This is a genomic window from Rhodopila sp., assembly GCF_035548235.1.
In the GTDB taxonomy this organism is placed as follows: Bacteria; Pseudomonadota; Alphaproteobacteria; order Acetobacterales; family Acetobacteraceae; genus Rhodopila.
Window position 1 is genome coordinate 1 of sequence record NZ_DASZTJ010000075.1, and the last position, 22,835, is coordinate 22,835.

A 22,835-nucleotide genomic window follows, 5' to 3' on the forward strand; every position below is an offset into this window, starting at 1 on the left:
TCGAGGTGGTGGAGATGGTGCTGGCCGGCACCGTCAACAAATACGTCTCCGGCCTGATCACCAGCGCGGGGGCGCTGGCAGTCGGCATCTGCGGCAAGGATGGCGGGATGATCCGCGCACGCAAGCTGCGGCGGACCAGGATCGATCCGGACAGCCACATCGAGCAGGTGCTGGACCTGGGCTTCGTCGGCGAGCCGGCGGCGGTGGACGCCCGCGTCATCCACGCGCTGACCGGCGGCGGCCTGGTGCCGGTGATCGCCCCCGTCGGCATCGGGGAGGACGGACAGACCTACAACATCAACGCCGACACCGTCGCCGCCGCCGTCGCCGGCGCGCTGAACGCGACGCGGCTGCTGATGCTGACCGACGTGCCCGGCGTGCTGGACAAGGACAAGAACCTGATCCCGAACCTGACGCTGACCGAAGTGCAGGAGCGGATCGAGGACGGCACCATCACCGGCGGCATGATCCCCAAGGTCGAGAACTGCGTCGAAGCGGTGCGGCTGGGCGTGAAGGGCGCGGTGATCCTGGACGGCCGCGTCCCCCATGCGTGCCTGCTGGAGTTGTTCACCGAAGCCGGTCCGGGCACGCTGATCCGCCGCTGAAGGGGCTCAGGGTTCGACCGCCGCCTCGCCGCGGTGCAGCCGGCGGGGAATCCAGGCGCGCAACCCGGCCTCGGCGACCCCCAGCATGTCCAGCTCCGACCGCATCTCCATCGCCGTCAGCGGGAAATCGCCGGTCAGGCCAGGCTTGATGATCGCCGCCGGGCGCAGCCGCGCCAGCACCGCCTGCAGCGCGACCGCCGTCTGCATCGACCAACCGGCCCGCCAGGTCAGGCTGACCAGGCCCTTGGCGCTGCGCAGCGTGCGCGCCCGTTCGATGACATGGATCGAGACGTCGGCCTTGACCGACAGGATCGCACTCGCCAGCGTCAGGGCGCCACGGCGCAGCGCGTCCAGGATCGCACCTTCGTCCAGCCGGCCCGAGGCCTGCATCGCCGCGGCACGGGCCAGAGCGGCCGACGGCGTCAGGTCGCCATAGGTCTCCCGCGCGGCGGCAGGATGGACGCCGCTCGGCATCGCTTTCGCCTTCGACAGCGCCGCCAGCACCTTGCCGCGCACATCGGCGGTGATGTCGTCGCGCGCGCCCAACGTCTCCAGCAGATGGCTCGAGACGATTTCCGACAGGATGCGCGCCGTGCGCGGCGGCAGGAAGGCGCGCTTGACCAGCGGTTCCTGCCATTCCGGATGCTCCTCCGACTGGATCGCCAGCACGTCCAGCGTCGCTTCCCGGATCTGCGCGCTGGGGTTTCGCAGCAGCGCGTCGATGGCGGCGGCGTCGGCGCTGCCCACCACCGCGTCGGCGACCGTCGCCGGCAGGTCCGGCCGCCGCGCCACGGCGCCGATAGAGGCGGCGGGAACGCCCGAGGCGATCAGCGTCACCAGGTCCGCGTCGTTCAGCATCGGCGAGCACAGGATGATCGGCTCCGCCACCATGATCTCGGGATCATGGGCGAGCCTCAGGATGATCTGCCGGGGGCCGTCGGGCACGTCACGCAGCGTCTCGGCCAGCTTGACGCGCACCTGCAGCCCGGCTTCGGCGATCATGCTCGTCAGCCGGTCGATCGTCTGGGCCTGCACTGTCGCTCTGTCTTCTTCCGACAGGCTTTGGGTGAGCGCCGCGAGCTTGCGTGCGATGATCTGACGCACGCGCGCATCGGCATCGCCGTGCAGCACGTCCGACACGGCCTCGGGCAAGGCCGGGTTGAGCGCCAGACTGGCGCGCACCGTCACCGAGGGATCGCGCGCGAGCGCCAGCAGCCGATCCGGCGCCGTCGCGGGATCCGCGCTTTCACGGACACGGGACGCTTCGTCCGCGTTGCCAGGGATGGGGGAAGCCTGGTCTGCGTTGCCGCGGATGGGGGTCGGTTCGGCGGCGATCATGCGGTCGACGCCAGCAGGGCGACGCGCCAATGGCCTCGGCCCCCACGCTTCACCTCATACATCGCCAGGTCCGCGCGGCGCATCAGGTCATGCACCGTCTCCTGGCTGTCGGCTGCGCGGGTCGCGATGCCGATCGACAGACCGGCGCCACAGTGCTCGTCGGGACCAAGCCGCGGCATGCCGTGCCGGAATGCCAACGGCGCCGTCTTGCACAGATAATCCGCCCGTTCGGCCGCCGTCATGTGGTCCGTGCCGCTGAGCCAGACGGCGAACTCGTCGCCGCCCAGCCGGGCGACGAGATCGGAGGGCCGCACCATCCGGCGCAGGATATCGGCCAGGATGCACAGGACCGAATCGCCGGCGGCATGGCCGAAGCGGTCGTTCACGCTCTTGAACGAATCGACGTCCAGGAACATCAGGCTGGCCGGCGCAGCCTCCCGGTCCAGTCGGACCAGATGCCGACCGACTTCCTCCAGGAATGCCCTGCGGTTCAGCAGGCCGGTCAGCGGGTCGGTCCGAGCTTGCTCGACCATGCGCTGGAGCATGGCCTCGTAGTCGAGGATCATGCGGACGACGCCAGTGGCCGAGGCGGCGAGATGCGTTTCTTCTTGCCGCCAGGCGGGCCCATCTGCGGACCGCCACACCGCCAGCCGCGACGTCGCGCTGAAGCGGCTTGGGCAGGGGACGGCGAGCACCTTGCGGCCATCGGGATTGGTCGCGCATTCCGGCTCCGCGCGGTCCTCCGCCAGCATACCGGCGGCGAGATCGGCGATCGCCAGGCCGCCGGGGCCGCATTCGTGGATCAGTTCGATGCCCGTATCGTCGGACAGTGCCGCGAGGACAGCGGCGCCTTCGGCGTCCAATGCCTGCATCATCGACCAGAGCGCGACATCCATCATCTTATCGGCCTCCGTCTCCTGCCCCACGCGGCTGAGGACCTGGTCCAGCACGTCGCCATGGCGCAGCCGGCTGCTGATCGCGCTGGGCGGGCGTTCGAGGTCGTTGACGTCGATCGCGGTGACGCGCACGCCTGCCGTTTGACCGGAAGAGGTTGGGCCGAATGGGACTTGGTCGGGTGGGGTGGCGATGGGACTGGCGGAGACGGCCATCATCGCCAGGGTTCCGTCGGCACGACGCATCCAGCAGCGGCGGTGGCGTACCTCCTCGATCGCGCGGAAAGGGTTGAAACCCGCATTGGCACCTTCCTCGGCCAACAGAAGTTCCGCGGGCTGGCCGATCAGCGCGGCAGCAGGCCATCCCAGCACGATGTCCGGCAGGATGAAGACGATCCGACCCTGGGCATCGGTCTCGATGGCCAGGTCGGCTGCCAGTGCAACCAGGTGTCGCCAGCGGCGGCGGCTGTCCAGCAGCGCCTTATGCACCAGGCTGGATGAAGCCGCGTCGCCGGAGGCGTCGTTCGACTGAACAGATGGCGGGTCGAACATCAGGTCCGGCATGCTGTCTCGCTTCCCATGGGCGGTCCCCGCGGTTCGCGCCATGGAGCCACGAATTGGTTAACGAAGGGTTACCGGTTTGGGGGAAACGCCAGGTTTTTCATCGGATGAGGGGCACCGGCGCCGATCCCGTGGTCATCAACCCCGTCATGGCCCGGCTCGATCGGACCATCCCTTGCCCCAGGGAAGAAAGATGGCCCGGTCGAGCCGGGCCATGACTACAAGACGACGGCGGGTTCTTCGGGGAGACGTCCGCCGCCGCGCCGAAACGGCGTTATCGCCGCAGGATCGTCCTGCCGGCGTAGCGGGCCGACGCGCCCAGTTCCCCCTCGATCCGGATCAATTGGTTGTATTTCGCCGTCCGGTCGCTGCGCGCCAGGCTGCCGGTCTTGATCTGTCCGCAATTGGTAGCCACCGCGAGGTCGGCGATGGTGTTGTCCTCGGTCTCACCGGACCGGTGCGACATCACGGCGTTCCAGCCGGCGCGGTGGGCGGTTTCGACGGCTTCCAAGGTCTCGGACAGGGTGCCGATCTGGTTCACCTTGATCAGGATCGCGTTGGCCGACCCGCGTTCGATGCCCAGGCGCAGGCGTTCGGGATTGGTCACGAATAGGTCGTCGCCGACCAGTTGCACCTTTTTGCCGATCGTGTCGGTCAGCAGCTTCCAGGTGTCCCAGTCATCCTCGGCGCAACCATCCTCGATCGAAACGATCGGATACTGGCTGCACAGCTCGGCATAGTATTTCACCATCGCCTCGCCATCCAGCACCTTGCCCTCGCCTTCCAAATGGTATTTGCCGTCCTTGAAGAACTCGGTGGACGCCGGGTCGAGGGCGATGGTGATGTCGTCACCCAGGCGGTAACCCGCCTTCTCGACCGCTTTTGCAATAAAAGCCAGGGCTTCGTCGGCAGATTTCAGGTTGGGCGCGAAGCCGCCCTCGTCGCCGACATTGGTGTTGTGGCCGGCGTCGTGCAGCTCCTTCTTCAAGGTCTGGAACACCTCCGATCCCATGCGCACGGCATCCGCCAGGGTCGGCGCGCCGATCGGCTGGATCATGAACTCCTGCATGTCGATCGGGTTGTCGGCATGCTTGCCGCCGTTGAGGATGTTCATCATCGGCACCGGCAAGGTGCGGGCGAACACGCCGCCGACGTAGCGGTACAAGGGCAGGCCGACCTCGCTGGCCGCCGCCTTCGCCACGGCCAACGAGACCGCGAGGATGGCGTTTGCGCCCAACCGGCCCTTGTTCGGCGTACCGTCGAGGTCAAGCATCGTGCTGTCGATCTCGAGCTGTTCGGTCGCCTCCATGCCGGCGACGGCCTCCAGGATCTCGGTCTCGATGTGCTCGATGGCCTTGAGCACCCCCTTGCCCCCGTAGCGGGTCTTGTCGCCGTCACGCAGTTCCACCGCCTCATGCGCGCCGGTGGAGGCCCCCGACGGCACCGCCGCGCGGCCCACGGCGCCGCTGTCGAGGTATACATCGACCTCGACCGTCGGATTGCCGCGGCTGTCGAGGATTTCGCGGGCGGTGATATCTACGATCGCGGGCATGAGCGTCTCCGATCCTGGGATTGGGGCGTGCCTAACATTGTGGGCGGGGACGTGCCAAGCTGGGTGTGTCGAAGGGGCGCTGACCCGAGGCTTGACGCCAGGTCCGGCGCCCCGCTTGTTCGCGGTCCTGCCGATCCGGGAGGGACGCGCCATGCCCATCGACCTTGACGCCTATTTCGCCCGCATCGGCTATGACGGGCCGGTGGAGCCGACGCCGGCGGTGTTGCGCGCCCTTGTGGCATGCCATGGCGAGGCGATCGCGTTCGAAGCGATCGACGTGATCGCGGAGCGGCCCGTGTCGCTGGATATCGACGCGGTGGCCGACAAGCTGATCCGCCGCCGCCGGGGCGGCTATTGCTTCGAACAGAACATGCTGCTCCGCGCCGTGCTCGATGCGATCGGCTTCCGCACCGACGCCTTGCTCGCGCGCGTCCGCCGGGGGTCGTCGCGGGATGCCGAGCGGCCCCGGACGCACATGCTGCTGCGGGTCGAGATGGAGAATGGCGCATGGCTCGCGGATGTCGGCTTCGGGGGCCTGACGCCGTCCGCGCCCCTGGCCATGGTTCCGGACCAGGCGCAGGCGACGCCGCACGAGACGATGCGAGTCACCCCGTTCGGATCGGACCTGATGCTTCAGGTCCAGTTGAATGGCACGTGGGAGGACCTTTACCAGATCGGGCACGAGCCGCAGTCGCCGGTCGATTTCGAGGCCGCGAACTGGTTCACCGCCACCCACCCCGCTTCGGTCTTCCGCAACAACGTCGTCGCCACAAGGCCGGTCCCCGGCGGGCGGCTGGTGCTGTTCAACGGCATCTTCACACGCCGGACGACGGCCGGGGTGGCGGACAAACAGGCGGTGACCAGCGCGGCGGATTACCGGCGGGTGCTGGTGGACGCTTTCGGCCTGGCCGTGACCGAGGAGGACGTCGCCACGATCCTGGCGCTGCGCGAACGACAGGGGCCGGTCACGTTCGATCCGTTCAGTTGACGGGTTCGGCGCGGGTGCGCGGACCGGCTAAGTCTCGATGACCATGCCGTCGTAACCGGGCTCGATCCCGGGCGGCAGGTTGGCCTTCAGCCACGCCCAATCCATGTCCGTGCCCATATGCGTCAGGATGGTCCGCGCGGGCTTCAGGCGGTCTACCCAGCCCTCTACCGTCGCCAGGTTGGCGTGGGTCCAATGCGAGCCGTGACGCAGGAAACAGTCGACCACCCAGGTCTCGACGCCCGCCAGGACGTCCAGCGCCGCGTCATCCAAAGCAATGACGTCGGTCGAATAGGCGAAGCGGCCGACGCGCAGGCCCAGGGTCTCGATCCGGCCGTGGTTCTGCGCAAACACCCGCACCGAGAGTCCGAGCAGGTCGAGCGTCGCACCTGGCTCGATCGGATGTTCCTCCAGCACGGGGCGATAGAAGTTCGGCGGCGTCCAGGGCCGGAACGCGTAGCCGAAGCGGGTCTTCAACTCCGTCAGCGTGGCAGGGGTGGCGTAGGCCGGCAGCGGGCGGTCGGCGATCCGGTTGAGGATCCGGATATCGTCCAGCCCCGCGACGTGGTCGGCATGGGTATGAGTATAGAGGATGGCGTCGACGCCCCGGATGCGGCAAGCCAGTAACTGCGCTCTCATATCAGGCGAAGTATCAACCAGAAGTCGTTGATTATTAGTCCCTTCAATGATGATCGATGGCCGTGAACGGCGGTTCCGCGGTTCGGCCGGATCGCAAATCCCCCAGTCGCCCGCACCGTCCGGACCGCCGATCAGCGGCACCCCGGCCGATCCGCCCGAACCGAGGATCGTGACCTTCATGCCGTCTTGCGGAACAAGCGGTGGAAATTCGCGGTGGTCAGGTCGGCCACCGCCTCGGGCGTGATGCCCTTCACCTCGGCCAGTACCTTGGCGGTGTGCGCGACATAGGCGGGCTCATTGCGCTTCCCCCGGAACGGCACCGGCGCCAGGTAGGGCGAGTCCGTTTCCACCAGCAGCCGTTCGGCCGGCACATCGCGGGCGATCTCCCGCAGCTCGGTCGATTTCGGGAAGGTCAGGATGCCGGAAAAGCTGAGATACCCGCCCATGTCCAGCGCCGCCTCGGCCAGTCCGCGGCCGGAGCTGAAGCAGTGCAGAAGGAAGTCGAAGTCCCCACCCATGTCCCGCTCTTGCCGTAAAATCAAGGCGATATCGTCATCGGCGTCGCGCGCGTGGATGCAGAGTGGCACCCCGGCCGACCGAGCGGCGCGGATATGGACGCGGAAGTTCTCGGCTTGGATATCGCGGGGGGCCTTATCGTAGAAATAGTCCAACCCGCTTTCGCCGATGCCGATCACGCGCGGGGCTTGGGTCAACGCCACCAGCGCTTCGAGCGTCGGGATCGGCGCGGCAGCGGCATTGTGCGGATGGACGCCCACCGTGCACCACAGCGCCTCGAACGGCGCCACCAAGTCCGGCAACCGTTCGGATTGCGCCATGGAGGTGCCGATGGTCACCATCCGGCCGACCCCGGCCGCCGCAGCGCGCGCCAGCACATCGGGCAGTTCGGCGGGTGTGTAGTAGTCCAGATGGCAGTGGCTATCGACCAGCATCATGCCGTGGGCTCCACATAGCGCGGGAACACGCCCTGTGGCGGCGGCAGCGCCTCGCCTGCCGGCAGGCGGGTCGCCAGGCCGGCAAAGTCGCGCGCATCGGCCGGCACGCCGAGCTGGTCGAGCATCCGGCCGGTAGAGGCCGGCATGAACGGCTGCAACAGGGTGGCGATGGTGCGGATCGTGTCGGTCAGCACCCGCAGCACCGACCCCATCCGCGCCTTGTCGGTCTTGTTGAGTGCCCAAGGCGCCTGATGGTCGATATAGGCATTGGCGGCGCGGACGACTTTCCAGATCTCTTCCAGCGCCTCGTTGAAGGTCTGCCGATCCATGTGGTCGCGCACGATGGGCAGCAGCGCGTCCGCGGCGGCGAGCAGCACCAGGTCGTCCTCGGTCGGCTCGCCATGGGCCGGAAGCTGGCCGCCGCAATTGCGGGCGATCAGCGACAGCGTGCGCTGGGCGAGATTGCCCAAGTCGTTCGCCAGTTCGACATTGATGCGGCTGACGATGGCGGCGTGGCTCATGGAGCCGTCGGCGCCGAATGGCTTCTCCCGCATCAGGAAGTAGCGGATCTGGTCGAGACCGTAGGTTTCGACCAGCTTGCGCGGCTCCACCACGTTGCCGAGGGATTTCGACATCTTCTCGCCGTCCACGATCCACCAGCCGTGCGAGGACACGCGCCTGGGCAGCGGCAGGCCGGCGGCCATCAGGAAGGCCGGCCAGTAGACGGCGTGGAAGCGGATGATGTCCTTGCCGACGACGTGGACGTCGGCGGGCCAGTATTTCCAGCGCGGGGCGTCGGGGTCGGGGAAGCCGCAGGCGGTGACGTAGTTGTTCAGGGCGTCGAGCCAGACATACATCACATGGCCGGGCGCGTCCGGCACCGGGATGCCCCAGTTGAAGGTGGTGCGGCTGATCGACAGGTCGCGCAGGCCGGACTTGACGAAGCTGATGACCTCGTTCCGGCGGGAGGTGGGGGCAACGAAATCCGGCTGGGTTTCGTATAATTCCAGAAGCTTGTCCTGGAAGGCTGAGAGCTTGAAGAAGTACGACGGTTCCCGGACCCACTCTACCGGCGCTCCGCTGGGGCCGATCCGGCTGCCGTCGGGCTGCAGCGTCACCTCCCCGTCGTCATAGAACGCTTCGTCGCGGACGGCATACCAGCCTTCGTAGTGGCCCAGGTAGATGTTTCCGGACGCGGCGATGCGGCGCCAGAGTTCGCAGGTGGAGACCTTGTGACGTTCCTCGGTGGTGCGGATCCAGTCGTCATAGGACACGCCCATCGCGTCCGACATGCCACGGAAATCGGCCGAGACGCGGTCGGTGAAGGTCTGCGGATCGACGCCGGCGTCCCTGGCGGCTTTCTCGACCTTCTGCCCGTGCTCGTCCGTGCCGCTCAGGTAGAAGACGTCATAGCCGTCGAGGCGCTTGAACCGGGCCAATACGTCGGCGCAGACCGATGTATAGGCGTGGCCGATATGGGGCGCGCCGTTGACGTAGTAGATCGGCGTGGTGAGGAAGAACGTCTGTTTCATGACCTGACTTCGCTAGGGGGCCGCGTTCGCGCGCGGGCCGGAGGCAGGCCGTGCCACAGCTTGACGCCGTCATCAAGCGTGGCGGCTGAATTCCCGCCGCAAACCTTCCAGGCCCTGGACGCCTTCCAGCACCCTAGCCCGTTCCGCCCAGCATCCCCACTCCCGCGACGATCGCCTGCCGCTTGTCCAGCGAGAACCGCTCGGTCTCATTCTGCAGCCGCGTCAGGTCCTGCCACAGCGCCCCCCAGGCATCCAACGGGCGCAGCGCCACCACCCGTTCCTGGTCCGGGTCCGCCCGTCCCCGCACGCTGTCGCGCACCGCCGCCGCGATCTCCGCCCGCAGCATGTCCATGAACACCGAAAACCCCGTCTCGCTGCGGCCCAGCGCGTCCGCGATCTCATAGCCGCGCGAGACCGGCACGTCGGGCAAATCCTGCAGCAGCTTGTCCACCATCGCGGCGATCGCCAGCCCCTCATCCTCCGCCAGCATCAGCGCTCGACCCGGGGAGCCTTCGGCCAGCGTCACCAGCCGATCCCGCTCATCGGCGGCCAGTTTCGGCAGGTATTGCGCCAGCAGCGTCGCCATCGAGGCGTCGTCCAGCGGCGACAACCGCAGGCGACGGCAGCGGCTGCGGATCGTCGGCAGCAGCCGGCCGGGGGCGGCGCAGACCAGCAGCAGGATGGCGCGGGGCGGCGGCTCCTCCAGCACCTTCAGCAGCGCGTTGGCGGACGAGGCGTTCATGTCCTCCGCGCCGTCGACGATGACGACCCGCCAGCCGCCCTCGGCCGGCGTCAGGGACATGAAGCCGGTGATGTCGCGCACGTCGTCGACCGCGATCTGCAAGCGCCGCCGGCCGGTCTTCTCGTTGATCTCGCGCTCGATCGTCAGCAGGTCGGCATGGGTGCCGGCGGCGACGCGGCGGAACACCGGGTGGCCGGGATCGAGCGCCAGCGTCTGCGCCTCCGGCTGGCCTGCCAGCAGGCGGCGGGCGAAGCGGAATGCCAGGGTGGCCTTACCGACGCCATCGGGACCGGTGATCAGCCAGGCGTGGTGCATGCGCGTCGAGCGGATGGCATCGAGCACCATCGCTTCGGCCTCGGCGTGACCGAGCAGCAGGGGGTTGGCGCGCGGATCGGGGGCAGGCATGGCGCCGTGTATACCACCGGCGGCCGGATCGTCACCGCCGCGTCAGGCGGCGGCCTCCAACACCACGCGGTTGCGGCCGGCTTTCTTCGCCGCATACAGCGCCGCGTCCGCCCGGGCGATCACCTGCTCGATCGAACGATCAGTGGGCCGCGCGAGGCCGATTCCCACGCTGACGGTCACGAATATGGTCTCGCCGCCGTGCCACACCTCTTGCTCCGCGATGCGTCCGCGCAGCCGCTCCGCCATCGTCTCGCCGATCTCCAGCGTGGCGCATGGCAGGACAATGGCGAATTCCTCGCCGCCCAGGCGGCCGATGCTGTCGCCGATGCGGATCGCCGACCGGCAGGCGTTGGCGAGATATTCCAGCACGGCGTCGCCGCCGGCATGGCCGTAGCGGTCGTTGACCAGTTTGAAGTGATCGGCGTCCAGCATCAGGATCGCCAGGTCCTCATTGGCCCGCCGTGTCCGCGACAGCTCCCGGTCCGCGACGCTCAGGAACGCGGCGCGGTTGAGGACGCCGGTCAGGCTGTCCGTGGTCGCGACGTGGCGAAGCTGGGCCTCGATCGTGCGCCGTTCCTCGATCTCGCGCTCCAGCATGGTCCGGGCGAGGTCCGCGCGCTTGCGGGTCTCCTCGGTCTCTTCCGCCAGGGCAACCAGGTAGGCGGCCTGGGTTTCCAGCGTCTCGGTGGCGAACCGCAGCTCCGCTCCGATCTGTTTCGCGACCGTCTCGCCGCCCCGGCGCAATTCCGCGGTCACGTCCAGGTATGTCAGGATACGGCTGCCGTCCTTCCGGGCGGAACAGCAGAACCGCAGCATCCGGCCGTCCGGCAGTTCGATCAGCGTCGGCGGCAACGAGCCGGCGCGGATCGCGCGCTCCCGACGGCCTAGATTGGCCCGCGTCGGATTGGGGTCCCTGTTGCGAAAAACCCTGGTCTCGACATGGTTGACAAGGTCGCGATAAACGAGCCGCTGCTGCGCCAGGCTTTCGGGGATAGCCCAGAGGTCCCGGAACGGGCGGTTCATGAACACGACGTTCAGTTCCGCGTCGAGGCACAGGATTCCCACGTCAATGTCGTCGAGTCCGGCGACCAGGCAGGCAGGAGCGACCGGGGTGCGATCCGGCGTCTCGCGGCTCACGCCCGGCGGCCCGCCGCTCCCGCGGCCTTGCTCGCTGGACGCATTATCTGCCGGACGTGTCATGCGGCACGCTTCAATCATATTCGTTCCCGAGCCATCAACGGCGCCAAGCGCCTAGCCTAGACGGTAGAGGGGGATGGTTAGGGATTGGTTAATTCCGCTTCGGCGGCGCCGGCCGTTCAACGCGACAGCATCGTCTTCGCCTCTTCCCACAGGCGGTGCACCGCCTCGGCCGCCGGTTCGCTTCGGCCCAGGGCCGTCCCCTGCCCCGCCCAGGCCTGCATCCGATCCAGGTCGCCGTCCTTCTGTCCGGCAGCGCGCATCGGGCCGGTCAGGCCACGCTGGACCGGATAAGGCGCGGGATCAGGTGCATCCGGCGATGCCGCCGCCTGGACATAGGCAGTAGCGATGCCGCGCCCCGCTCGGCCGCTGAAGGCACGGGTGACCATCGTGTCCTCGGGGGCGATGCGCCCCAGCGCTTCAGCCCAGACAGGATGGATCCCGGCCTCGGGGCAGCGGAGGAACGCCGACCCGATCTGCGCCGCGCTCGCGCCCAGCACCAAGGCGGCGGCAACGCCGCGCGCGTCGCCGATGCCGCCGGTGGCGACCACCGGGACGCGCACGGCGTTGGTGACCGCGGGCAGCAGCGCGAACAGGCCGACTTGCCGGCGCTCCGCCTGCGCGGGGTCGAACGCGCCGCGGTGACCGCCCGCTTCCGACCCCTGCGCCACGATCACGTCGGCGCCCGCCGCCTCGGCCGCTCGAGCCTCGGCGACCGTGGTGACGGTGGCAAACCAGGCGATGCCGCGGTCTTTCAGCCGCGCGACGAAGGCGGGCGGGTAGACGCCCATGATCGAAGAGACGATGGCCGGACCGGCGGCCAGGATCGCCTCGCACTGGGCCGCGAAGTCGAGCGGGACCGCCTCCGCCGCCTCGGCCGGGACCGCCGGGCCCCATGCGCCGAGGAAGTCCCGCACCCGCGCCTCATGCGCCGCGTCCCGTTTCGGGGGTGCGTCGGGGATCCACAGGTTCATCTGGAACGCCCCGTTGGTCGCCGCGCGGACGGACGCCGCCCATTGCGCGATCTCCACCGGCTGCATCTGCAATGCGCCGCACGCACCCAGCCCGCCCCCGCGCGCGACGGCGATCGACAGCGCCGGCGGACAGGCGCCGGCCATGGGCGCGAGCAGGATCGGCGCACGCAGGCCGAAGCGGCGACAGAAGGACTCGGCGCGAGCCAGAGGCATGGTCGTCTCCCTTTGACGGAACCCTGTTGCGGAACCTGGGGCCGGTTCCCGGACTTTGACAGGCCAGGCTCGTGGCGCTTTCTTCCGGTCCTGGCAATAAGGGAAACGCTCCGATGCGCCCAATGGAAGGCATGCGCGTGATCGCGCTCGAACACGCGGTCGCCGCGCCGATCTGCACGCGGCACATGGCGGACCTGGGCGCGGACGTGATCAAGATCGAACGGCCGCGCGATGGCGATTTCGCGCGCCACTACGACACGTACGTGAACGGCATGAGCAGCCATTTCGTCTGGCTCAACCGCGGCAAGCGCAGCCTGACGCTGGACGTCAAGAACCCGGACGCCATGGAGGCGCTGACCACCCTCCTGAAAACCGCCGACGTCCTGGTCCAGAACCTCGCCCCGGGCGCCGCCGCGCGGCTTGGCCTGACCCATGAGGCGCTGAAGGTCGCCAACCCCGGACTCGTGGTCGCCGACATCTCGGGCTATGGCGAGAGCGGGCCGTTCATGCACAAGAAGGCCTATGACCTGCTGATCCAGGCCGAGGCCGGGCTGATCAGCGTTACCGGCACCGAGGACACGCCGTCGCGCGTCGGCATCTCGGCCGCCGACATCGCCACCGGCATGTATGCGCTGACCGGCGTGCTGGGTGCCCTGCTGCGCCGCGGCCGCACCGGAGAAGGCGCGAACGTCAAGGTCGCCATGCTGGACGCCGTGTCGGAGTGGATGACCTATGCGATGCTGCGCCATGCCTATGAGGGGTCGGCGCCGCCCCGGGTGCCGACCAGCCATCCGGCGCTGGCCCCCTACGGCGCGCATAAGACCAGGGACGGGCAAGTGATCCTGGGCTTGCAGAACGAACGGGAATGGGCGGTGTTCTGCGACAAGGTGCTGGGCGACCCGGCGATCCGCACCGACCCGCGCTTCGATTCGCTGGTGAAGCGGGCGGCCAACCGCCCGGCGCTGACGGCGATGATCGAGGACCGGTTCAAGGACATGACCTCGGTCGAGGTCGCGGCGCTGCTGGATCAGGCGGGGATCGCCAACGGCCGGCTGAACCAGCCGATCGACGCCTGGAACCATGAGCAACTCGCGGCGCGCGACAAATGGCGGACGGTGCAGACCCCGACCGGCCCGGTGCGGGCGATGCTGCCGCCCTTCACCTTCACGGACCAGGAGGCGGTGATGGGCGACGTCCCGGCGCTGGGTCAGCACACCGACCAGATCCTGCGGGAAATCGGCTTCAACGCCGGACGGATCGATGCCATGCGGGCGGCCGGGGCGATATGACCGGCTTCGAGCCGTCGCGCCATCGCATGGTGCCGGAGCAGCGCTGGTTCGAGGATTTCCGCCTCGGCGAGCGGTTCGTGCTGCCGAGCCGGACGATGACCGAGGCGGTGTTCCTGGCGTTCCAGGGTGCAAGCGGGGACGCCCATCCCATCCATTACGACCGGGAATACTGTCGGGTGCGGGGCATGCCCGACCTGCTGGCGCACGGGCTGCAGACCCTGGCGCAGACGGCGCCCGGCGCAGGCCTGTTTCCGTACTGCGTCGAGGACTCGCTGATCGGGTTCATCGAGCAGTCGAGCAAATTCCTGAAGCCGGTGTTCGCCGGCGACACGGTCTATCCGGCGCTGGAGATCGACGAATTGACGCCGAACCGTTCCACGGGTGTCATCGGTTTTCGAAGTACGGTCCATAACCAGCGGAAAGAATTGGTTTTAGAAGGCCGGCAGCGCTACCTGGTCCGGCGACGGCCCAACTGACCCGCCGGCGTTAAAAAATTTTCACCGGCCCCGGATTTGGACCGGGTTTGCCCTATTGCTGCCACTTGTGCCCGGCAATTTGCTGCAAATCCAAATTCCAACAGGTGTCAGATGGCACGCATGGGTCGCAGGATGCATCCCGGTCGGGTGTTGCGCGAGGAGTACATGGAGCCGATGCGGCTCGACGCCAACGGCCTCGCCGCGGCGTTGGGCGTCTCGCCCGGCAAGCTCGCGCCGATCATCGCCGATCAGGAGCCGGTCACGTCGGACATGGCGCTTCGGCTGGCAAAATGCTTTAGAACCAGCCCACAATTCTGGCTTGGTCTGCAGACGGCGTACGATCTGTCGCTGGCCCAGGCGCAGTTCGGGGCCGAGATCGAAGCGAACGTCCAACCGGTCGCGGCGTAACGGGGCGTTCGGGTCAGGAAGGCGGCAACGCCACCGCCTCGATGGTCATGGCCCGGCTCGATCGGGCCATCCCGTGCTTCAGAGGACGAAGGTGGCCCTGTCGAGCCGGGCCATGACGAATGTCTCGCTGACGGAGGCCCTTTCTCTCGATGGAGGGCCCTCCCTTAGATTTCCGGCTTCACCGGCGGCTGCCGGGTTGGCGCCGTCTTCAGATGCTGCACCAGCATCGACGCCGTATCCACGATGAAATCGGCAAACAACTTCCCCGCCTCGGCATTCGCCAGCGCCGGGTCGCCGCCGACGACCATGTCGCAATGGTCCAGCATGTTGATCGGCACGTTCACCGCGACGTCCCCCAGCTTCACGCTGGTCAGTCCGCCGGTCGGCAAGCCCAACAGCGTCTTCGACGGTTCGACATGCCCCGCCAGGTCACGCCGGGTCATCTCCGGGAAAATGTATTCATAGACCGACCCGATGGGGTCGGAGCCATGGCCTGACGCGCGCGGAGCATTGTCGCCGTGCGCCTGCTTGCGCAGCGAATCGGGTACCATCGGCCAGATGTTGATCCACGGCACCACGATCCCCTGCTCCCGCCGGATCTCCCGCAGCGTTTCGTCGATCAGCGCGTTGTTGCCGGTGTGGCCGTTGAACACCAGAAGCCGAGTCAGCCCGTGGTGCAGGAACGACATCACCATGTCCCGCAGCACCGCCCGGAAGGTGGGCGCCGAGACCTGCATCCCGCCCGGCACGTCGCGAAAGTAATCTGCGCAACCAAACGGAAAGGTTGGGGCCGCGATTGCCCCTGTCCGCTTCGCCACGCGCTCGACCAGCACGGACGCCAGCATGTAATCGCCCATCGGGTTGCACGGCCCCTGCACTTCCACGCTGCCCAACGGCAGCAGGATCACCGGGTCTTCGGCCACCCGCGCCTTGAACTCGGGATAGGTCATGGTGGCGAGGAGGTGCTTCATGTCAGTGCTTCTCGATGTTCCAGAACGCGGTCACCAGCGATGGCGAGTGGACGAAGCCGGTGATGTTGTTGCGCCAGCCATACAGGTTGGCCCGCTGCCCCAGGATGACGGTCGGCATCACCTGCCAGAGGCGCCGGCTGAGCTGGTGCAGGATCTCGACCTGCTTCTTCGGGTCCGGCTCGTGGATATAGGCGTCGCGCAAGGACGCCGCTTCCTTGTCGCAGGCCCAGCCGGCGAAGTTCTTCCCGCCGCACGTGGTGTCGGCGATCGAGTTCGATAGCGGCGTGTACAGACCGGCGCCCGAAACGCTGGTGATGAACAGGTTCCATCCGCCTTCGCCCGGCGGATTCTTGCTGTTCCGCCGAGTCATGAAGGTGCCGTAGTCGCTGTCCGCCTCCTGCACGTTCAAGCCGATCTGCTTGAGGTTCTGCATCGCGTAATCCGCGGCCATGCCGACGAACAACGTTTCGTGGGAGGTCGTCAGGATCACCGGCTCGCCCTTGTAGCCGCTCTCCTGCAGCAACTGGCGGGCGCGGGCCAGGTTTTGCTTGGCATAGGGCTGCGATCCGTCGGTAACGCCGTTCGGACTGCCGCAGACGAAGAAAGACAGGCAGGGCTTGCCCCATTCCGGGCGGACGAAGGACACGGCCATGTAGTCCGCCTGGTTGATCGCCAGCGCCAGTGCCTGCCGCGCACGCGGATCGTTGAACGGCGGATACAGCGTGTTGGGACGCATGAAGAAGGGGTTGTAGATCTTCGACAGCGTCGAAACGGTGATGTCCTTGCTGCCGACCAGGATATCCGCCTGGTCGAAGGGCAACTGGTCGATGAAATCGACCTCGCCGGTCTGCAGCGCCGCGGTCTTCGTCGCGGCGTCGGGGATGACGTGGAACTCCAGCTCATCCACCTTGGCGATCTTGGCGCCGGCCAGCCCGTTCGGCGGGTCCTTGCGCGGTACGTAACCGGGGAAACGCCGATAGACGATGCGGTCGCCCGGATTGAACGCCTCCGGCACGAACTCGAACGGGCCGGAGCCGATCAGCTTGGTGTCGCGGGTGAAGCGGCCGGCGGTCGCCTCCTTTTCACGCATGATGACCGGCAGGCCGCTGCCGCTGTTGGCCAGAGCCTGCTCCACCGGGAACGGACGCTTCATCACGATGCTGAAGGTGTTGTCGTCGATGACGTTCATCGAGGCGACGTCCTGCGCCATCGTGCGGCCGACGATGTCCAGGCCCATCCAGCGCTTCAGCGACGCAATCACGTCCTGCGCCCTGACCGGGGTGTTGTCGTGGAACAGCAGCCCAGGCCGCAGCTTCATCGTATAGGTCAGCCGGTCCGGGGAGATGGTATCCGTATCAACCATCTGCGGATGGACATGCAGGTTCTCGTCCAGTGCGAACAGCATGTCGTAGATGATCAGGCCATGGATATACGTTTGCGTGGCGGCCGGCCCCATCGGGTCGAACGATGTCAGGTCGGCGCCGGGCGCGATGCGCAGCACCGTCTCGCCTCTGGCCGAGGGCGCCGGCAGGCAGCCCAGGGACAGGACTGCCGCCAGCATCGCGGCGCACAGGCGCCTCATCGGCTGGCGTACCGGCTGGCGGGGATGCGGAGACCGAGATTTTCACGCAAGGTGCGGCCCTCATATTCGGTGCGGAACAGACCCCGACGTTGCAATTCCGGTACCACGAGGTCGACGAAATCGTCGACCGCGACGGGCATGTGCGACGGGACGATGTTGAAACCGTCGGCGGCCTTCGCCTCGACCCATTCCTGCATCGTGTCGGCGATCATGGCCGGCGTCCCGATGACGGTGCGATGGCCCCTGCCGGAGGAGGCCGCCAGGTAGAGCTGACGGATCGTCATGTTGTTCCGCCGCGCATGTTCCAGCAGCACCGCCGCGCGGCTGCGCATCTCCGGATCGACCGGATCGGGGACCGGACCATCGAGCGGATAGGACGACAGGTCGCCCATCGGGCCATAGACCTGCGACAGGCCCACCAGCGGATGGATCAGATCCTGCAACTGCTGGAACTTCGCCTCCGCCTCGGCCTGGGTGCGGCCGACGATCGGCAGCAGGCCGGGCAGCATCAGGACGTCGTCCGGCTCCCGGCCGTATCGTTGCAGACGGTCCTTCACCGAGGCGTAATAGTCCCGCGCGGCGGCGATGTCGGTCTGCGCGGTGAAGACGATGTCGGCGCTGGCGGCGGCGATCTCCTGCCCCTGGTCGGAGGCGCCGGCCTGGACCAGGATCGGCCGTCCCTGCGGCGTCCGCGCGACGGTCAGCGGGCCGCGGACCTGGAAATGCTTTCCCTTGTGGTCCAGCACATGCATCTTCGCGGGATCGAAGAACAGGCCGCTTTCCTTGTCGTGCACGAAGGCGTCCGCGTCCCAGGAATCCCACAGCCCCTTGACGACCTCCACGAACTCCGCCGCGCGGTCGTAACGGGTATCGTAGTCCAGGTGGTGCTCGCGGTTGAAGTTCCGCGCCTCCGCCTCGGACCAGGAGGTGACGACGTTCCACCCGGCCCGGCCCCGGCTGATATGGTCCAGCGAGCCGAACTTTCGGGCGATATGATACGGTTCGTTGTACGTGGTGGAGGCGGTGGCGATCAGGCCGACATGCTTCGTCATCATGGCCACCGCGGACAGCATCGTCAGAGGTTCCAGCTCGACGTTCTGGTTGGCGCGGCACAGCGAGCCCGCGGGCTCGTCACGCTGGCGCAACGCAACGCCGTCGGCAAGGAATACCAGGTCGAACAGGCCGCGTTCGGCGGTACGGGCCAACCGGACATAAAAGTCGATGTCCATCGCGCCGCCCGAAGGGACATCGGGATGCCGCCACCCACCGGCGTGATAGCCAAGCTGACGCATCGAAAGACCAAGCTTGATCTTCTTCACTGCCCCGCCCCTTCACTGCCCGGCCCGCCCGCTTCGGAATCGCCTGGCCCGGCGATCATCGCGCGGGGCGTCGGGTCAGGCAACCAACAGTGCGACGAATGCCTGCGCGATCTTGCTGCGGTGCCGCTGCCGGTGCCGCAGCAGATGGAACGCCCGGTCGGGCAGGCGGAACGGCACGTGGTGCAGCAAGCCGTTCTCCAGCGCCGGCGCGGCGACCGAGGCCGAGATGGCGGTCGCACCGAACCCGGCCTCCACCGCCGCGCGCACGGCTTCGTTGGACGGCAGCTCCAGCCCCACGCGCAGCCGCTCCGGCGCCACCCCCTGCGCCGCGAGCGCCTGCTGGAAGGCGGATCGCGTGCCGGAGCCGGGCTCCCGCAGCACCCAATCGGTCTCGGTCAGCTCCTCCGCCGTCGCGGGCGGATGGTCCACCCAGGGATGGCTGAGGCCGACGACCACGATGAGTTGGTCCCGCGCCACCTGGAGGGTGTCGAGCAGGTCGCTTTCCACCTCGCCTTCGACGAAGCCGAGCTCGGCTGTTCCGGCCTCGATCGCCGCAACCGCCTCTGCGGTGTTGCCGATCGCCAGGCGAAGCTCGATATGCGGCCAGGCACCGCGGAAAGCGACGATGTGGCGGGGCAGCCAGTAGCCGGCGATGGTCTGGCTGGCCTGCACGGTCAGCGTCCCCCGCTCCAGCCGCCCGAACTCCACCAAGGTCTGCTCCGCCCGCTCGGCCTGCGCCAGGACGGTCCGCGCTTCCACCAGGAAGGCGCGGCCGGCCTCGGTCAGCTCGATCCGACGGCCGACGCGGTCGAACAGCCTTGTATCGTGGCGCGCCTCCAACGCGGCGATGGCGTGGCTCGCCGCGGATTGCGCTAGGTTGAGGTCCCGAGCGGCCTGGGTGACGTGCTCCCGTTCGGCGACGGCGACGAAGATGCGAAGCTGTTCGAGGGTCATGGCATAGGTCATTTATCCTGCCCATCTAATCTTTACAATAGATTGGATAGATAGAAAACATCTATTAGATAGATTGATATGCGGCAGCTACCGTCCTGTCCGACCCGCTGGGCCGTCGGTGTGAGCATTCATTCCGATCGTCACGCCGGTCCGAGAGGACATTCGTCATGACACACCGTTCCGCCGCACTGGCTTCCGTCACGCTGACCGCGGCCCATGAGGCCAAGCCGTTCGCCGAGATCGTCCGCAACTTCACGCCGAACTGGTTCACCGTGACAATGGGCACCGGCGCACTGGCGCTGACGCTCAATCAGTTTCCGCTGCCCTTCCCGGGCATGCACCGGCTTGCCTCCGGCCTGTGGATGGCGAACATCGTTCTGTTCGTAACTTTCAGCCTGCTCTACGCGGCCCGCTGGGTCTTCTTCCTCGACGGCGCGCGGCGGATCTTCCACCACCCGGTGATGTCGATGTTCTTCGGGGCGATCCCGATGGGGCTCGCCACCATCGTCAACGGGTTCCTCGCCTTCGACCCTCCGCTGATCGGTTCGGCGGCGGTCCCGATCGCCGCCGCCCTGTGGTGGGTCGACGCGGCCATGTCGGTGGTGTGCGGGCTCGCGGTGCCGTATTTCATGTTCACGCGGCAGGAGCACAGCATCGAGAAGCTGACCGCGGTCTGGCTGCTGCCGATCGTCGCCGCCGAGGTCGCCGCAGCCAGCGGTGGGCTGCTGGCCCCTCACCTCGCCCCGGATGCGGCCTTCACCGTCCTGCTGTTGGGCTATGCGCTGTGGGCCTATTCCGTGCCCCTGGCGATGAGCATCCTGGTGCTGCTGGTCCTGCGCCTGGCGCTGCACAAGCTGCCGGAGCGCGACCTGGGCGCCTCGGCCTGGCTGGCGTTGGGTCCGATCGGCACCGGCGCGCTGGGGCTGGTCCTGCTGGGCGGCGACGCGCCATCCGTCTTCGCCGCGCGGAGCGGCAGCCTGGCCACGGTGGGGGACGTCGCGTTCGGACTGGGGGTCGTCGGCGGGACAGCGCTGTGGGGCTACGGCCTGTGGTGGATGGCGCTCGCGGTGCTGAAGACAGTCCGCTACCTGCGGGAGGGGCTGCCGTTCAATCTCGGCTGGTGGGGCTTCACCTTCCCGCTGGCGGTCTACACCCTCGCGACGCTGGCCCTCGCTCGGGTCACGGGGTTCGCGGTATTCACTGTCGCCGGCTTGTGCCTGGCGGTCTGCCTGGCCGTGTTCTGGTCGATCGTGGCAACCTTCACCCTGCGTGGCGCCTGGCACCGCACGCTGTTCGTGGCACCTTGCCTGAAGATGGGCCGGCCGGTGGTTCGGTTCGAGGCGGACGCGGTGTGATCGACCTCACTGTCATGGCCGGCCTTCATGCCGGCCATCCACGACGTCAATCCGGTGGGCGGAAGTCATGTACAACCGGCACAAAGATCGGTCACGACAAGAGGGTTGACCGTCGCCGGAATCACCCACTGGCGCAAATCCCGCCGCGTTCTATCCTGCGCCGGTATCGTGGAGGGACCCGCCATGCCGATGCTCGCTCTTCCAGCCGTCTTCATGCGCGGCGGCACCAGCCGAGCGGTGATGTTTCATCGGGGGGACTTGCCGGATCAGAAGGCGTGGGACCCGATCTTCCTCGCGGCGATGGGCAGTCCCGACCCGAACGGGCGGCAGTTGAACGGCATGGGCGGCGGCATCTCCTCCCTGTCGAAGATCTGCGTGCTGTCGCGGTCGGAGCGGGAGGATGCCGATATCGACTACACCTTCGCGCAGATCCAGATCCGCGAGGCGGCCGTCGACTACCGCGGCAACTGCGGCAACATGTCCTCGGCGGTCGGTCCGTTCTCGGTTGACGAAGGGCTGGTGCGGCCGAACGGCGATACCGCCGTGGTGCGCATCTTCAACACCAACACGAAGAAGATCATCCGCTCCACCTTCGCGCTGGAGGACGGCAAGGCGAAGGTCGACGGCGACCTGGCGATCCCCGGCGTCGCGGGGACCGGGGCGCCGGTGCGGCTGGACTTCCTCAATCCCGGCGGCGCGGGCACCGGCAAGCTGCTGCCGACCGGCAACGTCACCGACCGCCTCGACGTGCCGGGCGTGGGGTCGATCGAGGTCTCGATGGTCGACGCCGCCAAGCCCTGCATCATCGTGCGGGCGTCGGATATCGGCCTGACCGGCACGGAACTGCCCGAGGCGCTGGATACGAACCACGCCGTGCTGGCCAAGCTGGAGGCGATCCGCCGCGCCGGCGCCATTGCCATGGGCCTGGCGGCAAACGAGCAGGAGGCCGCAGGCATGCGCGGCTCCCCGGCCGTCGGGTTCGTCGCGCCGGCGATGGATGCGCCGACCCTGTCGGGGGAGCCGATCCGTGCGGCGGATGTCGACCTGACGGCGCGTTTCATCTCCAACGGCCAGCCGCACCGGGCGCTGCCGGTGACGTCGTCGCTCTGCACGTCGGTGGCGGCCTGCATCACCGGGACGGTGGTGAATCAGGCGCTGAGCCGCGCGCCCGAAGGGTCGATCCGGCTGGGGATGCCGTCGGGCATCCTGACGGTGGGGGCCGATGTCGGGCGCGACGACGCGGGCGCCTGGGTGGCGCATAGCGGCGCCTTCTACCGCACCTGCCGACGGCTGTTCGACGGACGGATCTACGCGCCCGTATAGGGGGACCGCCCCTTCTTCCGAGGCAGTGCCGCCTTCAGGTCCCGATGCCCCACCTAGGGGTCGGGTATGGCGGTTTCGCGCGCCTGTCCGTCTGCCAAGCTCAGTGCCATCTCTTCGACATCGTGTAGCCGCGTGCCCACGCGCAGGCCTGCCGGTTCGACGCCGTAGCTTCGGAACCCGTATCCGGCATACAACCGCCGCGCCCCCTGGTTGCCGACCGTGACCGTGAGGGTCAGGCCCAGCAGCCCCAGCGTCCGCGCGTGCGCGACCACGCCGTCCATCAGCGCCCGCGACAGGCCTGACCCCCGGAACGCGGGCGTCACGTAAAAACCCCAGACATGGCCTTTGTGCCGGGTCTTGAGCCTGTCCGACACCGCCAGGCCCGCCATCCCCACCAGCCGGCCGCCGGCGAATCCCCCCAGCGTCACCGATGGCGACCGTCCGATCAGGCGGCCGATCACCGTCGGCCCTTCCTCCGTGACGTCCGCCCCGAACGCTTCGGGGTGGTTGCCCAGCGCCTCCAGCCGCAATGCCAGCAATGCGTCCGCATCATCGTCAACGAGCGGACG

The 22,835-nt window shown here is 67.9% G+C and carries 21 protein-coding genes; 7 read left to right on the top strand and 14 right to left on the bottom strand.

The window, feature by feature from the left end; all coding sequences use genetic code 11:
- Positions 1–605, top strand: a 605-nt coding sequence (argB, locus tag VHB27_RS06040) for an acetylglutamate kinase (RefSeq protein WP_325598232.1), incomplete at its 5' end; no start/stop codon positions are given.
- 6 nt (positions 606–611) lie between these two features.
- On the opposite strand, the gene VHB27_RS06045 is transcribed toward argB, so the two are convergent.
- The 3 genes from VHB27_RS06045 to eno all read right to left on the bottom strand — a co-directional run bounded on the left by VHB27_RS06045 (position 612) and on the right by eno (position 4,949).
- Positions 612–1,943 carry a DUF2336 domain-containing protein gene (locus VHB27_RS06045; protein ID WP_325598234.1) on the bottom strand — a complete coding sequence of 444 codons (1,332 nt, stop codon included), beginning with the start codon at positions 1,941–1,943 and terminating at the stop codon, positions 612–614.
- Positions 1,940–3,400 (bottom strand): sensor domain-containing diguanylate cyclase, encoded by a 1,461-nt coding sequence (locus VHB27_RS06050; RefSeq protein ID WP_325598236.1) that lies wholly within the window; start codon positions 3,398–3,400, stop codon positions 1,940–1,942. The genes VHB27_RS06045 and VHB27_RS06050 overlap by 4 nt, the downstream gene beginning before the upstream one ends.
- A gap of 271 nt (positions 3,401–3,671) precedes the next feature.
- On the bottom strand, positions 3,672–4,949 hold the full coding sequence (gene eno / locus VHB27_RS06055; protein ID WP_325598238.1) for a phosphopyruvate hydratase: 1,278 nt from the start codon (positions 4,947–4,949) through the stop codon (positions 3,672–3,674).
- Between the two features lie 151 nt (positions 4,950–5,100).
- Here eno and VHB27_RS06060 point away from each other — a divergent pair, with 151 nt between their 5' ends.
- Complete coding sequence (locus VHB27_RS06060) at positions 5,101–5,937, top strand: arylamine N-acetyltransferase family protein (protein ID WP_325598240.1); 837 nt, start codon at positions 5,101–5,103, stop codon at positions 5,935–5,937.
- A 27-nt stretch (positions 5,938–5,964) separates the two neighbouring features.
- Here the strand turns inward: VHB27_RS06060 and VHB27_RS06065 are convergent, their stop codons facing one another.
- The 6 genes from VHB27_RS06065 to VHB27_RS06090 all read right to left on the bottom strand — a co-directional run bounded on the left by VHB27_RS06065 (position 5,965) and on the right by VHB27_RS06090 (position 12,589).
- Entirely contained in the window at positions 5,965–6,753 is a 789-nt protein-coding gene (locus tag VHB27_RS06065; RefSeq protein ID WP_325598242.1) for an MBL fold metallo-hydrolase, read from the bottom strand.
- On the bottom strand, positions 6,750–7,523 hold the full coding sequence (locus VHB27_RS06070) for a TatD family hydrolase (RefSeq protein ID WP_325598334.1): 774 nt from the start codon (positions 7,521–7,523) through the stop codon (positions 6,750–6,752). Before VHB27_RS06070 ends, VHB27_RS06065 begins: the two co-directional genes overlap by 4 nt.
- On the bottom strand, positions 7,523–9,058 hold the full coding sequence (gene metG / locus VHB27_RS06075) for a methionine--tRNA ligase (RefSeq protein ID WP_325598244.1): 1,536 nt from the start codon (positions 9,056–9,058) through the stop codon (positions 7,523–7,525). The genes VHB27_RS06070 and metG overlap by 1 nt, the downstream gene beginning before the upstream one ends.
- Before the next feature lie 133 nt (positions 9,059–9,191).
- A complete protein-coding gene (locus VHB27_RS06080) occupies positions 9,192–10,205 on the bottom strand; it encodes a DNA polymerase III subunit delta' (RefSeq protein WP_325598246.1) in 1,014 nt (337 codons plus the stop codon).
- A 42-nt stretch (positions 10,206–10,247) separates the two neighbouring features.
- A complete protein-coding gene (locus VHB27_RS06085; RefSeq protein ID WP_325598248.1) occupies positions 10,248–11,342 on the bottom strand; it encodes a sensor domain-containing diguanylate cyclase in 1,095 nt (364 codons plus the stop codon).
- A 179-nt stretch (positions 11,343–11,521) separates the two neighbouring features.
- Positions 11,522–12,589, bottom strand: coding sequence for an NAD(P)H-dependent flavin oxidoreductase (locus VHB27_RS06090; protein WP_325598250.1), 1,068 nt, complete (start codon positions 12,587–12,589; stop codon positions 11,522–11,524).
- 113 nt (positions 12,590–12,702) lie between these two features.
- Here VHB27_RS06090 and VHB27_RS06095 point away from each other — a divergent pair, with 113 nt between their 5' ends.
- From VHB27_RS06095 to VHB27_RS06105, 3 genes are all read left to right on the top strand, one after another.
- The gene (locus VHB27_RS06095; protein WP_325598252.1) at positions 12,703–13,878 is read left to right on the top strand and encodes a CaiB/BaiF CoA transferase family protein; all 1,176 of its coding nucleotides are present in this window, start codon (positions 12,703–12,705) and stop codon (positions 13,876–13,878) included.
- Positions 13,875–14,354 carry a MaoC family dehydratase gene (locus VHB27_RS06100; protein WP_325598254.1) on the top strand — a complete coding sequence of 160 codons (480 nt, stop codon included), beginning with the start codon at positions 13,875–13,877 and terminating at the stop codon, positions 14,352–14,354. Before VHB27_RS06095 ends, VHB27_RS06100 begins: the two co-directional genes overlap by 4 nt.
- Positions 14,355–14,474: 120 nt before the next feature.
- Positions 14,475–14,762 (top strand): HigA family addiction module antitoxin, encoded by a 288-nt coding sequence (locus tag VHB27_RS06105; RefSeq protein WP_325598256.1) that lies wholly within the window; start codon positions 14,475–14,477, stop codon positions 14,760–14,762.
- A 164-nt stretch (positions 14,763–14,926) separates the two neighbouring features.
- Here VHB27_RS06105 and VHB27_RS06110 read toward each other — a convergent pair whose 3' ends face one another.
- From VHB27_RS06110 to VHB27_RS06125, 4 genes are all read right to left on the bottom strand, one after another.
- Complete coding sequence (locus VHB27_RS06110) at positions 14,927–15,733, bottom strand: creatininase family protein (RefSeq protein WP_325598258.1); 807 nt, start codon at positions 15,731–15,733, stop codon at positions 14,927–14,929.
- A 1-nt stretch (position 15,734) separates the two neighbouring features.
- The gene (locus VHB27_RS06115; RefSeq protein ID WP_325598260.1) at positions 15,735–17,315 is read right to left on the bottom strand and encodes an ABC transporter substrate-binding protein; all 1,581 of its coding nucleotides are present in this window, start codon (positions 17,313–17,315) and stop codon (positions 15,735–15,737) included.
- Positions 17,312–18,634, bottom strand: coding sequence for an LLM class flavin-dependent oxidoreductase (locus tag VHB27_RS06120; RefSeq protein ID WP_325598262.1), 1,323 nt, complete (start codon positions 18,632–18,634; stop codon positions 17,312–17,314). The genes VHB27_RS06115 and VHB27_RS06120 overlap by 4 nt, the downstream gene beginning before the upstream one ends.
- A gap of 75 nt (positions 18,635–18,709) precedes the next feature.
- Positions 18,710–19,600, bottom strand: a complete 891-nt coding sequence (locus VHB27_RS06125) for a LysR family transcriptional regulator (RefSeq protein ID WP_325598264.1) — start codon at positions 19,598–19,600, stop codon at positions 18,710–18,712.
- A 155-nt stretch (positions 19,601–19,755) separates the two neighbouring features.
- Here VHB27_RS06125 and VHB27_RS06130 point away from each other — a divergent pair, with 155 nt between their 5' ends.
- Together VHB27_RS06130 and VHB27_RS06135 are read left to right on the top strand one after the other, a co-directional pair.
- Positions 19,756–20,943, top strand: coding sequence for a TDT family transporter (locus VHB27_RS06130; protein ID WP_325598266.1), 1,188 nt, complete (start codon positions 19,756–19,758; stop codon positions 20,941–20,943).
- A gap of 183 nt (positions 20,944–21,126) precedes the next feature.
- A complete protein-coding gene (locus tag VHB27_RS06135; protein WP_325598268.1) occupies positions 21,127–22,266 on the top strand; it encodes a 2-methylaconitate cis-trans isomerase PrpF family protein in 1,140 nt (379 codons plus the stop codon).
- 53 nt (positions 22,267–22,319) lie between these two features.
- On the opposite strand, the gene VHB27_RS06140 is transcribed toward VHB27_RS06135, so the two are convergent.
- Positions 22,320–22,805 (bottom strand): GNAT family N-acetyltransferase, encoded by a 486-nt coding sequence (locus tag VHB27_RS06140; protein ID WP_325598270.1) that lies wholly within the window; start codon positions 22,803–22,805, stop codon positions 22,320–22,322.
- Positions 22,806–22,835: the final 30 nt, after the last annotated feature.